The 13,101-nt window shown below is 48.4% G+C and carries 11 protein-coding genes; 4 read left to right on the top strand and 7 right to left on the bottom strand.

From position 1 onward, the window contains the following. Nucleotides 1-9: 9 nt before the first annotated feature. The 6 genes from BMZ54_RS07460 to BMZ54_RS07435 form a co-directional block, all read right to left on the bottom strand. Entirely contained in the window at nt 10-1,533 is a 1,524-nt protein-coding gene (locus BMZ54_RS07460) for an alpha-isopropylmalate synthase regulatory domain-containing protein (RefSeq protein WP_089908590.1), read from the bottom strand. Nucleotides 1,534-1,551: 18 nt separating this feature from the next. Then, on the bottom strand, nt 1,552-2,148 hold the full coding sequence (gene leuD, locus BMZ54_RS07455) for a 3-isopropylmalate dehydratase small subunit (RefSeq protein ID WP_089908588.1): 597 nt from the start codon (nt 2,146-2,148) through the stop codon (nt 1,552-1,554). A 57-nt stretch (nt 2,149-2,205) separates the two neighbouring features. Continuing rightward, on the bottom strand, nt 2,206-3,612 hold the full coding sequence (gene leuC, locus BMZ54_RS07450; RefSeq protein WP_089908587.1) for a 3-isopropylmalate dehydratase large subunit: 1,407 nt from the start codon (nt 3,610-3,612) through the stop codon (nt 2,206-2,208). Between the two features lie 220 nt (nt 3,613-3,832). After that, on the bottom strand, nt 3,833-4,243 hold the full coding sequence (locus tag BMZ54_RS07445) for a Dabb family protein (protein ID WP_089908586.1): 411 nt from the start codon (nt 4,241-4,243) through the stop codon (nt 3,833-3,835). Nucleotides 4,244-4,350: 107 nt separating this feature from the next. Beyond that, on the bottom strand, nt 4,351-4,830 hold the full coding sequence (locus BMZ54_RS07440) for a glycine zipper 2TM domain-containing protein (protein ID WP_089908583.1): 480 nt from the start codon (nt 4,828-4,830) through the stop codon (nt 4,351-4,353). A 107-nt stretch (nt 4,831-4,937) separates the two neighbouring features. After that, complete coding sequence (locus tag BMZ54_RS07435; RefSeq protein ID WP_089908580.1) at nt 4,938-8,342, bottom strand: carbohydrate-binding protein; 3,405 nt, start codon at nt 8,340-8,342, stop codon at nt 4,938-4,940. Between the two features lie 542 nt (nt 8,343-8,884). Here BMZ54_RS07435 and BMZ54_RS07430 point away from each other — a divergent pair. The 4 genes from BMZ54_RS07430 (at nt 8,885) to BMZ54_RS07415 (ending at nt 12,420) form a co-directional block, all read left to right on the top strand. Further along, nucleotides 8,885-9,562, top strand: a complete 678-nt coding sequence (locus BMZ54_RS07430) for a porin family protein (protein WP_089908577.1) — start codon at nt 8,885-8,887, stop codon at nt 9,560-9,562. Between the two features lie 287 nt (nt 9,563-9,849). After that, nucleotides 9,850-10,539 carry a porin family protein gene (locus BMZ54_RS07425; protein WP_089908574.1) on the top strand — a complete coding sequence of 230 codons (690 nt, stop codon included), beginning with the start codon at nt 9,850-9,852 and terminating at the stop codon, nt 10,537-10,539. Between the two features lie 326 nt (nt 10,540-10,865). Continuing rightward, the gene (locus BMZ54_RS07420; protein ID WP_162277492.1) at nt 10,866-11,627 is read left to right on the top strand and encodes a glycosyltransferase; all 762 of its coding nucleotides are present in this window, start codon (nt 10,866-10,868) and stop codon (nt 11,625-11,627) included. Nucleotide 11,628: 1 nt separating this feature from the next. Beyond that, complete coding sequence (locus BMZ54_RS07415; protein ID WP_089908566.1) at nt 11,629-12,420, top strand: polysaccharide deacetylase family protein; 792 nt, start codon at nt 11,629-11,631, stop codon at nt 12,418-12,420. A 66-nt stretch (nt 12,421-12,486) separates the two neighbouring features. Here the strand turns inward: BMZ54_RS07415 and BMZ54_RS07410 are convergent, their stop codons facing one another. Further along, a complete protein-coding gene (locus tag BMZ54_RS07410) occupies nt 12,487-13,008 on the bottom strand; it encodes a hypothetical protein (RefSeq protein WP_089908562.1) in 522 nt (173 codons plus the stop codon). Nucleotides 13,009-13,101: the final 93 nt, after the last annotated feature.

Here is a 13,101-nt window from a genome sequence, read left to right as displayed (position 1 = left end):
TTATGAAGATTATATTAGGTTCAACATTTTTTGTGTTGCCTTAATGGCCGATACCGTTTGATCACTATCGAGCCCCCGGGTTTTAAATTCCTTATTATTATAACGCCAGGTAATAACGGTTTCACATAACGCATCACTTTTACCACCGGGCGGAATGCGCACTGCATAATCTGTTAACTGCGGCAGCTCCTGCTTAAGTTTTTTATATACTTTCTTCAGCGCATTCATGAATGCATCATACTGCCCGTCGCCCTGGGAGTGCTCTTCAAACAGCTCCCCTTTAATAGAGATCTTCAGGGATACAGAGGGATGCAGGTTCTTGGAATGGGTAAGCACATAGTTCTCTATGCGCACCTTTTCCTCAATGGCTTTGCTGTCCAGTATATCGGAAATAATATAAGGCAGGTCGGCCTGGGTTACCACTTCTTTTTTATCGCCCAGCTCAATAATGCGCTGGGTTACTTTTTTCAGATCCGGCTCACTCAGCTGAATGCCCAGCTGCTGCAGGTTGTTCTCTATATTGGCTTTACCGCTGGTTTTACCCAGGGCATAGCGGCGCTGCCGGCCAAAACGCTCCGGCATCAGGTCACTGAAGTAAAGCTTGTTCTTCTTATCTCCATCCGCATGTATGCCGGCTGTTTGGGTGAACACGTTCTCCCCTACTACCGGTTTATTGGCCGGTATACGGAAACCGGAAAAGGTTTCCACCAGCTTGCTTACAGTGTATAATGATTCTTCTTCCACTGCAGTTTTCACCTCCGGCAAAAAATCATGCAGCACAGCTATGGCGCTGGCCAGGGGCGCATTACCGGCCCGCTCGCCCATACCATTAATGGTAAGGTGCACGCCATGTGCGCCGGCTTTTACGCCTTCCAGCACATTCGCTGTACCCAGGTCGTAATCATTATGCATATGCACATCAAAGTGCAGCTTAGGATAGCGCTGCACAATAGCGGAGGTATATTCAAAAACTTCAGACGGGATCAGGATACCCAGGGTATCCGGCAGCATAATACGCTTAACGGGCTGCGTTTGTAAAAAGTCAAGGAACTGGAATACGTAGTCGCGGGAGTGGCGCATACCATTGCTCCAGTCTTCCAGGTATACATTACATTCCAGGCCTTTCTTTTTTGCCAGTGCTATTACCGCCGCTATTTCCGCAAAGTGCTGTTCAGGTTTCTTTTTCAGCTGGTGGGTTAAATGGTTCAGGGAACCTTTGGTAAGCAGGTTCATAACCTTGGCCCCTGCCTGCTGCATCCATTGCACGCTTACATCGCCATCCACAAATGTCAGCACCTCTACCCTGTTCAGAAAGCCGTTGGCCTTGGCCCATTTGGTAATGGCCTTTACGGCCGCAAACTCCCCTTCAGATACGCGGGCAGAAGCAATTTCAATACGGTCTACTTTTACTTCTGTTAACAATAACTGCGCAATAGTTAATTTTTCCGAAGGTGAAAAAGAAACGCCGCTGGTTTGCTCCCCATCCCGCAGGGTGGTATCCATTATTTCTACATAGCGTCCGGCAACTGGCATAATAAGTGGTGGAATGTTTTAGTACATGCTCTTGGCAGCGAAGGTCTCTATCTCGCTCTTCATGGCTTGCAGGTAATCAATATCATCATAACCGTTCTGCAGGTTATGCTTCTTATAGCTGTTAATGTCAAATTTTTCGCTTTCACCGGTAGCTGCAATAGTGATGGTCTGCTCCGGCAGGTTCACTTCCAGTTCCGCTTTGGGATCAGCTTCTATGGCGGTAAAGATCTTATCCAGGAAAACAGCGCTCACCTGTACGGGCAGTATGCCAATGTTCAGGGAGTTGTTCTTAAAAATATCTGCAAAAAAGCTGCTTACCACGCAGCGGAAACCATAATCGTAAATGGCCCATGCAGCGTGCTCACGGCTGCTGCCGCTGCCAAAGTTCTTACCGGCTACCAGTATCTTACCGCTGTAAATGGGATTGTTCAGTACAAAATCTTTCTTAGGCGTATTATCATTCTCATAACGCCAGTCGCGGAACAGGTTATCGCCAAATCCTTTACGCTCCGTAGCTTTCAGGAAACGTGCAGGGATGATCTGGTCAGTATCTACATTTTCAATGGGCATGGGCACCGCTGAACTCCGTAATACAGTGAATTTATCGTAAGCCATTTTTAGGTCGTATCTCTGTTAATTAATGTGTTGTTGATCGTTTATACGCGGGCGTTATTAATCCGCCATTAACACGCGGGGGTCTGTTACCACACCGGTTACCGCTGCTGCAGCTGCTACCAGGGGGCTAGCCAGCAGCGTTCTTGCGCCGGGGCCCTGCCTGCCTTCAAAGTTGCGGTTGCTGGTGCTCACGGCATATTTACCCGCCGGTATCTTATCATCATTCATGGCCAAACAGGCGGAACATCCCGGCTGGCGTAGCTGGAAACCTGCATCTGTTAAAATATCCAGAATGCCTTCTTCCTTGATCTGCTGCTCTACAATGTGTGAGCCGGGCACTATCCAGGCCGTTACATGATCTGCTTTTTTGCGTCCTTTTACAATAGAGGCAAAAGCGCGGAAGTCTTCTATACGGCCGTTGGTACAGCTGCCTATGAATACATAATCCACCTTTTTACCCAGCATGGATTCTTCTTCATGAAAGCCCATATAGTTCAGTGACTTTTCATAGCTGGCCTTGCCGCTGCCGCTGGCTGCGGAGGGGATATGCTGGGTAATACCCAATCCCATACCGGGGTTGGTGCCGTAGGTGATCATGGGCTCAATATCTGCAGCATCAAAGGTGTGCTCCTGGTCAAACGTGGCGCCGGCATCAGTTTTCAGCGTTTTCCAGTAAGCCAGGGCTTTATCCCATGCTTCGCCTTTAGGGGCTTTTTCACGGCCTTTGATATAGGCAAAAGTAGTTTCGTCCGGTGCTATAATACCGCCACGGGCGCCCATTTCAATGCTCATGTTACAAACCGTCATACGGCCTTCCATGCTCATTTGCTCAAACACATCACCTGCGTATTCCACAAAATAACCGGTAGCGCCGGCTGCGGTAAGCTTGGCAATAATATACAGCACCACATCTTTAGGCGTAACTCCTTTACCCAGCTTGCCATTTACGTTAATGCGCATTTTCTTGGGCTTGGGCTGCATAATACACTGGGAAGATAATACCATCTCCACCTCAGAGGTGCCAATACCAAAGGCAATAGCGCCAAATGCGCCGTGGGTAGAGGTATGCGAGTCGCCGCACACTATGGTCATACCCGGCAGGGTAATACCGTTTTCCGGGCCTACCACGTGCACAATGCCGTTCTTGGGATTACCCAGGCCCCAGTGGGAAATGCCGTATTTGGATGAGTTGGTTTCCAGCGCTTTTAACTGGTTGGCAGAAAGCGGGTCCTGCACCGGTAAATGCTGGTTAATAGTAGGTGTATTATGATCGGCGGTAGCAAAGGTTTTTTCGGGGAACATCACTTTCAGCCCCCGGCTCTCTAAACCCAGGAATGCTACCGGGCTGGTTACTTCATGAATAAAGTGGCGGTCAATAAAAAATACGTCCGGACCGTCTTCTATTTTTCTCACAACATGTGAATCCCATACTTTATCAAATACGGTAGTAGGTATTTGGCTCATTTTTTATAATTTAAAAAGTAACTGCAAAATTGTTAAAATATATCCAGATATTCTGCTTTTTAGTCAGATTTTTTCTAACAGGAAACGTTAAAAACCGGGGGCTACAGATGAACAAGGCTTTGACCGTACGGTGACGACCAAAGCCTTATAGTATTGATTATAAATATTTTACAATACAATCACGGCGCCATCCGCTCAGGCGGCGGGCTTACCGCACACCTCAGGCATCCACCGCATCGTACACAATTACCTTTTCCCAAAGGTGGCTACAGTTCTTAATAAATTCCAGGTGAATGGGATCGGTCTGGTAAGCAGCTTGCCCTGCCAGGTCGGCAAAGAACATCAGCTCAGATACGGCCCAGCTGTTATCCACCACATCCCTTTTTTCGGTGCTGGCTACCACCCCTACCCGCAGCTCTTTTACGGTTTTTATCTTAGCCAGGGTTTTAACGCCGGCCACCAGCTTATCACGGTCTTCCGTAGAACCAGGATTTTTAAGCCAGAAGAATACATGGTGTACCACGGGATATTTGGGTGCAGCAGCCTGCAATGGCGATGCTGTGGCGGCCGCCGTACCGGCTAAAATAGTGGCTGCCGTGCCCAGGAATTTACGTCTGTTGGAATTTTTCATGGTTAATCGTTAATCGGGTTGATGCCCTCAAAATAGTAAATATACTGCATAAAAAAAGGCGCCTTCCCGGTGGGAAAGCGCCCATATACATCTTTATTCCATCTTACTTACTGGTTGGCCTGCTGCTGCGCCTTTTTCTTTTTGGCGTGGTCCACAATGGCGCCTGTACCAGCGCCTACACCGGCACCAATTACGGTACCAATGGCAGCGCCTTTCAAGTGATCTTTATTTATAAGAGCGCCCGTGATAGCACCTGCACCAGCGCCTACTACGGCACCTTTAGCGGTATGACTCCACCCCTTTTTCTTAGTAGTGGTGGTGGCTGCCGGAGCGGCTGCAGTAGAATTATCAGCGGAGCTACTGTAGCTGCCGGATGATGCCTGGCTGCTGTGGCTTTTATGTTTTGCTTTTTCAGCTTTTTCAGCGTTTACGGAATCAATTACCTGCTGTTTTGCTACACTTACCGCATTCATTGAATCGATGGTTGCCTGTTTGGCATCCCCTATAGCGGCCGCCTTCTCGTCATTGCTCTGGCAGGATGCAAAGATCAATGCGGATGATGCGATGGCTATAACTAAGTTTCTCATGGCTTTAATTTTTAAACATATTAGGTCTGCCCTTCCAATAACGAAAACTGTGCCATTTGTTACTGCAGGAAATGGCCGGAGGCCATAAAGACCTCCGTACCATTTACTTATAGTTTAACAAATTTTTTCCTTACTATCTTTTTGCCATCCATGAACTCAATAATATAGGTACCGGCTGACAGGTTGCCAAGGTTTAAGGTACCGTTCGCTGACTTCATCTTAGTAACCTGTGAGTTGGCCACATTGATCACGCTTACCATCCCATCATTCTTCAGGCCGCCAATGGTCAGGTTACTGGTTACGGGGTTGGGATATACTTTAAACTGGTCGTTTGTTTCCGGCAGATGGCTTGCCTTGGCGGCCAGCGCTGCGCTGCTAAACTCAACCCAGTTAATGTTCCAGTCGCCGGTAACGGCATAAATACGCAGGGTTTGATCGCCGGCAGCCAGGGTTACCGTGGTGGTAACAGTGGTCCAGGCCTGCCAGCCGCCGGTGGCAGGTACGGTTACTGTAGCCAGGGTAGTTGTGCCGGAGCGCAGCTGTAATTGTTTGCCGCCATCCGGGCTGGCTACGCGTAAGTTTACGGTATAAGTGCCTGCCGTGGTTACTTTTACATTGTAATCCATCCAGTCATCCGTATTTATCCAGCCTACATTTTCACCGCCGCCGGTGTCTGCACAGCCTTCTGTTCCAACGTCCGACTTAGCATCAAAAGCTTCTGCTTCTATTTTACCGGGAATGGTTTTAGCTCCTGTTACCGGGTTTACGGTGATAGCTATTGGAGCGGATGTAGTGGTTAAACCGGCATTGTCCGTGGCTTTGGCCGTAAGGGAATAAGTGCCTGTGGGTGCGCCTATCCAGGTATACTGGTAAGGGCTGGTAGTATCTTCTCCCAGTTTAGTAGCGCCCTGGAAAAATTCCACTTTGCGCACATTGCCATCTGCATCGGCGGCTGTAGCCGCCATATCAATATCCGCATTATTAAAGAAGGTAGCGTTATTGGCCGGGGACGTAAGGCTTACAGTAGGCGCGCTGCCGGTACCTGTGCCGGCAAGGGCAAAGGTTAGGTAGTTAATGTTCAGATCAGCTGCATCCATGGTTACACGTAATACTTTTACGCCGGTGGTCAGGGCCGGTGTGTTCACGCTAATGGTTTGCCATGCCTGGAAACCGCCGGTCTTGGGCACGGCCAGGGTACCGCTGATGTTTACGCCATCCAGCTCTACGTGAAATGCTTTGGCATCGTAAGGCGTGGCTACACGGGCCATTAGAGTATATACGCCGGGTGTGGTTACATTCACGGTATATTCCAGCCACTCGCCGGTAGCTACATAACCTATGTTAAAACCGCCGCCGGTATCTGCACAGCCTTCCAGGTCCACCCCTTCGTTGGGGCGGTATCCGTTACCCTGGTTAGCAACAGAAGCATCGTGGTAGGCAATACCTTCGCCACCGGTATCATAATCCTCTATTTCAATTTTACCGGGTATAGCAGCCGGTACGCCTTTGTAGGGATTTTGTAAAGATGCGCTCACCTTGTAATTAGCCGTATAGGTGGTGTTCACAGCAGGCACGCGCAGGTTTTGCGTAACGGCACCGCCATGCGCCCAGGAAGTAAATTCATAAGCAGTATCGCCCAGGGTTTGCGGGCTAAGGGCCTGTATGGTAAAGTTGGAATTTACCACAAAGGTTTTAGTGGCCGGCGCAGTTACCTGCGAGCCTAATACCAGCTGTAACCCGGGTTTGCTGGAAGTAATGGTGAGGTTTACCTTATTGGGCTGAATATCTACAGAATCCACACCGGTACGGCCCTGCGAGTCGGTAACGGTTAAGAGTATACGGAACCAGATGTTGGGCGATGTTTCCCCGCCGTTATCCGCTGTAAAAGTGCCGGATGTAATGCCTGCCGGGATTACCGGACCGGGATGATAGTGCTCGCTGGTAGGATTGTCCTTATGATAAAAACGTACCTCCCATTTGTAGGCAGATGCGGGTAAGGTACCATCTTCCTGGTCCGTGGCGCTGCCGGAAAAGCTCACCTGGTCTAATACGCTCCAGGTAAGGCTGGCTGTTGGCGTTAAGATGTGCGGTACCGGGCGGGCATTAAACGGCTGTACGGTAAGTACAGCGGCCGTACTGGTATCTGCACCCAGGGTATTGGCCACCAGGCAGCGGTAGCTGCCTGCATCTGCTGCTGTGGTTTGCGCAATCGTATAGGTGTTGGCGGTAGCCCCGCTGATGTTCACCCCATTCTTTTGCCACTGGTAAGTGATGGGCGTAGCGCCGGATACGCTTACCGAGAAGCTCACCGGATCACCTGCTACCACCGTTTGGCTGGCAGGGTTGTTCACCACCTCCGGTTTCTGGTTGCTGTCAAACTCAATACGCCATAAGCTGCCGGTGCTGTTATATTTAATGTAGTAGATATTACCGTCAATGCCTACACTGGTTCCTAAGATGGAGCCAAAACCGCTGGGCGAAAATTCCTGTGCAGCGCCGCTGCCAGGGTTCACCGCATCTACGCTGCGGAACCACTGCGAGCACCAGTCAGAAAAATAAAAACGGTTGCGGTACTGCGTGGGATAGTTGGTGGCCGGCGGGTTAAAGAATACACCGGAGGTAATGGCGCAGCCCCAGTTATCATGCGGGTAGGCAAATACCGGTAATATGGTGCCGGCAGCCTGCTGCGGACCGGAACGGCCGTTCTGATCCCAGCCATAGTTATAATTTTTGGTAGCATCCGGTGCGGTAACATCATTGATCTCCTCATAATCACCGCCCACATTTACTACGAATATTTTACCGGAAAGCGGGTCCAGCGCCATTTTCCAGGGGTTGCGCATCCCAATGGCCCAAATACTCCGCTTCTGGCGGGAAGCCCCAGCCTCGTTATAATACGGGTTGCCCGGCGCAGGCTGTCCATCTTCCGTTAACCGCAGGATCTTACCGCGGTAGGTATCCAGCTTGGTAGCTTCTGCGGGAGAATTGCTTTCGCCAATGGCCACATACAGCAAACCATCTTTAAACAGGATGGCGCCACCGTTATGGAAGCCATTGATGATAGGATCAAACTCCATAATGCGTGTAGTGGAGGTTACCACGTTTGCAGTGTTGATCACCACTGCATCCAGGTAATGCACCGTCATAGCCGGGTTGGTGTAAAAAATGTAAAACTTGCCGTTCGTGGCAAACTGCGGGTGCAGGGTAATACCCAGCAAGCCCTGTTCTGAACCGGTGGTAGTGCTAACGGTATGCACCGTAGATACATTACCGTTCTGGAACACTTTTACATTACCGGAACGTTCTGCAATAAAGATGCGGCCATCCGGTGCGTGCACCATGGCAGTGGCTTCGTTAATGTTATCGCCGGTAAGCTTTTTCTGAATAAATCCTGCAGGCAGCTGGCTATAGCCATTGCCGGCAAAGCCGCCCAGGAACAGGGTAATGCCCAGGCATATTTTCAATAGGCGTGCACGCAAAAATTGCTGCATTTTTGGTAGGTTTCTCATCATGCAAGAGTGGTTTTTTTGAATGGATAAAGATTGTTGTTATGTTAATGGATAATGACGGGCGAAGTTTAACAGGTGATCAATAAGGTGTTCGGGCTATCACGGTAATGATAAATAATGCATACAGGGAATCTCTTTCACAGCGGTTTTAATGACATGGCTTATAACTAAATTATGCGGGGCCAAGTTAATGCTTTTTTTTCTTTAATTGCTTTAACCGCCCGTACTTAAACCAGTACACAGTATATGCTAATAGCGCGGCAATGTTGTACAGTTAAAGGTTTCAGGGAAATGGGTATAAAATGGGTAGAACAGGCGTATACCTGCAAACTATTTGCAAACCAGCTATTTATATGGCGGGAAGATAGCGGGGTGCTAACGTATACCGGCACACATTAGCACCTCGCTGTAACATTACGATTATTTGCCGCGTTTTATGGTTGGTTAACTTTTTACGTAGCAGCTGTTCACATCAAAAAGAGACACATCATCACTTTAATCCTTATCAATCCATTATTAGTATTTGATCATTAATTATACCTGAAATGAAAAAGCATCTTTTGTTATTAACCGTAGCCCTCTCCTGCGGGTTGTTCTCCTATGCACAGGTTTCTTTTGGCGTGAAAGCCGGTTTTAACGCGGCAAGTATGAGCGTCAAGCAAGGTTCCCCTTCTGTTACGGCTGATACTAAAATGGTTCCTGCATTTCACGCAGGTCTTATAGCGGACATTGCCCTGTCTGAAAACTTTTCCCTGCAACCCGGCCTGTTCTACAGCGCCAAAGGGACTAAGCTGGATGTTCCCGGCCCCACAGTTGGCCAGGAGAAAGTAACAGCAACCACTCACCTCAATTACCTGGAACTGCCGGTTAATTTCCTCTACAAGCATGAGCTGGGCCCCGGTAAAATATTTGCCGGTTTTGGACCTTACCTGGCCTATGGCATTAGCGGTAAAATAAAGGTCTCCTCCCAATACTTTGTAAACCGGGAGTATGATGTGAAATTTGAAAATAAACAGCAAAGCCCTGACTCTGCTTCGGTAGCTTATGTAAAACCCTTTGATGCCGGTGCAAACTTTATTGCCGGTTATGAGTTTAAAATGGGTTTAGTGTTCAGCGTAAATTACAGCCTGGGTTTAACCAATACCAGCCCGTATGATAATGAAACTGAAAAGAACCATTACCTGGGTATCAGTGTAGGCTACCTGCTGCATAAACGTAAATAGGAAGGCGGTTCCGTTGGATGCCGGCTGCCATGGATGGCTGAATACCCGCCTCCACGGCCGCCGGCCATTACCGTTGCCGCTAAACCGCCCGGAGCAGGACAGGATGCGGTAACCGGTACCGGCACTTACCGGATGGGTATATGGGTATAGGTTTTTCGGCAAAAACGTATATTTGCGCCCGTTAGCGGAGCTGTAACATTTTCAGCCCCTGCTCCGTTCTATGGAGCTGTAGCTTTTATTAAAACGGGACAAATTATCACTTTACCTATAATTGAATCTTTATCCAAATGAAAAAACATCTTTTATTACTGACCGCAGCCCTCTCCTGCGGATTGTTTTCCTATGCACAGGTCTCTTTTGGCGTAAAAGCCGGTTATAGCTTAGCTGGTATGAGCTCCAAGAACGCCATAACCGACAATACATCTGAGCAGGCTAACACCAAAACACTTTCCGCATTCCATGCAGGTATTATTGCCGACATTACCCTGGCAAAAAACTTTTCACTGCAACCCGGCCTGTTCTATAGCGCCAAAGGGGCTAAGGTGGATCAAACAATTTCGAACGGCCCCGCCGATGGACCGGAGAAAGTGGCCTCTACCGCCCGCCTCAATTACCTGGAGCTGCCGGTTAACTTCCTGTATAAGCGTGCGCTGGGCCCGGGTAAAATATTTGCCGGTTTTGGCCCTTACCTGGCCTATGGCGTTGGCGGTAAAATAAAAACCGACTATGAGCATTACGGACACATGGAAAGTGAGGTAAAATTTGAAAACAAAAAGGACGTTGATGCTAACATAGCTTATGTAAAACCTTTTGATGCCGGCGCCAATTTTATTGCCGGTTATGAGCTTAAAATGGGCCTGCTGTTCAGCGTAAATTACAGCCTGGGTTTAACCAATACCAGCCCATATGATAGTGAAACTGAAAAGAACCATTACCTGGGTATCAGTGTAGGTTACCTGCTGCATAAGCATAAATAAGAAAGGTAGTTTGGCCTTATATCGCTGACAAGACTATTTTAATAGCATTTTAAGCTGGGCGCATGGGGGTAAGATTTAAATTTGGCGTCTAGTACATAAGAAGAGTACCATTTAACCTAACAATATGTATTACATCACCAGGCGGCTGGCTCCATTGGAAACCAGCCGCCATAGATGGCAAAACACCGTCATCATCCCTGCTGCTATTGAACAATACTCCCAGGCGTATCGCCCCTATTTTTTAACACCCGGTATTCCCGGTGCTGTACATGTCTTCTCTTTTTACCAGCAATCGTCATGTAAAATTCTGTGAAATGCACATAGCAATGTCAGAACCTATAACTGTACTAAATCAGGCGCCCGGTGAACCGCATAACGATGTTCACAACCGGTTCGACCTTATTCTTCCGTGCTGTAATCCACCTGGCGCATGGACCTATCAGCTGATCGAAGATTTTCATTTGCTGCAACAACAGCTGCCGGACACCTTCATACAGCTGATACTGGTGAATGACGGTTCTGTAAGGAACTTCACCGCCACGCAGATCCAGGAGCTGAAAGATGCTATTCCGGATATCCGAATCATCAATCACCCGGTGAACCGGGGCAAAGGATATGCCCTGCGGCTGGGAGTAGCCCTGGCAGAAAATCCTTACCAGGTTTGCAGCGACTATGATCTGCCCTTTGGAGTGGAAGCCATTTGCCGCGCATACTATCAGCTGCTGCGTGGGAGCGATGTAGTTGCAGGTGTACGGGGCAGGCAGTATACCAACCTGCTGCCCATTCAGCGCAGGTTCATTACCCGTATTAACCGCCTGCTGAACCGGTATGTGCTGCGCCTGCCGGTAGATGATGCGCAGGCAGGCCTGAAAGCCTTTAACGGCAATGGACGAAGGGAATTTCTCTCCACCCGCATCAACGGATTTTTATATGATAGCGAGTTTGTACACCGCAGCGGTAAGAACCGGCAGCTGGCTATTGCCAAGATCAGCATCCGTTGCAGGAAAGACATCCGCTTTTCCGATTTCAAGCTAAAGACTCTGTTCAGGGAATGCTTAAATTTTGTAACCATCCTGTTGATCGATTAACATGCAGAAAAAGATCCTGATCAGTGTAGATGTAGAGGAATTTGATATTCCGGAGGAATATGGCCAGTCCCTGGAAATGGAGCAAAAGCTAGCAGTATCCCGCAACGGTCTGCTCAAAACACTGGAGCTGTTCGATACCCTGAACATACGCGCCACTTTTTTCGTTACCGCTTACTGGGCGCAGCAACATCCGGCGCTGCTGCAGCAGATCGCTGAAAAACATGAGATCGCGTCGCACGCATTTTATCATGACCGGTTTGAAGAAGCGGATCTGTTGCATTCACGGCTAACACTGGAAGCTATTTGCGGTAAGCCGGTAAAAGGCTTCCGTATGCCGCGCCTGCAGCCGGTAAGCCTGGCCGCATTACACAAAGCCGGGTATATATATGACGCCTCTTTAAACCCCACCTGGCTACCGGGCCGGTATAATAACTTACACCGCCCGCGGCAGGTTTTCCGGGAGGCGCAGTTATGGATTATGCCGGCATCTGTAACACCGGTATTACGCCTGCCTGTTTTCTGGTTAAGTGTTAAGAACCTGCCTTTATGGTTCAGCAAAGCCTGCATACGGCGCATTTTACGGAAAGGGGATCATTGCTCCTTTTACTTTCACCCCTGGGAGCTGGAAGACCTGCATACCTACCAGCTGCCCTGGTATGTGAAACGGGTATGCGGCCGGCAGCTGGAAAATAAGCTGGCCGCGCTTTTCACCTGGCTGCAAAAGGAAGGGGCATTTATTTCACACGCGGATTATTTGCCTGCCCCCACACACGTGGAGGATGCAAGCATGTAAAATATAAAAGAGGAATGCTATACGCTGCATTTCACTTTTAATTTTACTTTTTTACTTTTTACTTTTCTATAGCGTTATTTTGAATACCAGCCGGGAGCCTGTCCGTGATATGGTGAACGGGTGGTCCTCGATCTTAGGATCCGTTATACTGATATAATAGGCTTTACATTTATCGGTGGTCTTCTCTTCCATGGCAGTATAAGATAGTGTAGCACTGCCTGCATTGGCAATATCTATTTTGTATTTGAACGTACCTTCTTTCGTATCTGCAACAGCAAACACCAGCGCCCCATACATGGGTGAACCTGGCTGTTTTACGATCACGCCCCGTTTCAGATCTATTGGTTCCGGGGTAATTGTTATAGCAGCCGTATCAATACTTTTTGCCAAAAGAATATTCTCCCCCGTTTGTGCATCCAGGAATGTTAGCACCACCTGGGTCGGCATCCCTTCATTCAGCACGTCCTTGCAGGGATCAGGTTCTGATGATTTTTTACATCCGGATCCTAAACTTGCAATAAACAGGAACATTAGCGGCAGGTAATAAAATCTCCTGGTAAGGGAATGGGTCAACCATTTTTTTTTCATAAACGATCTTCTTTTTAATACAGTATAGGTTATTGAGTTAGCCTTACAGCAAAAAGCTTCCTGACGAATAAATCTACAAAAAAATTATGGACT

Origin of the sequence: Chitinophaga rupis (genome assembly GCF_900109685.1) — a bacterium.
Classification (GTDB): domain Bacteria; phylum Bacteroidota; class Bacteroidia; order Chitinophagales; family Chitinophagaceae; genus Chitinophaga; species Chitinophaga rupis.
The sequence above is the reverse complement of the archived record's forward strand: the minus strand, read 5'-3'. Positions and strand labels throughout refer to the sequence as shown.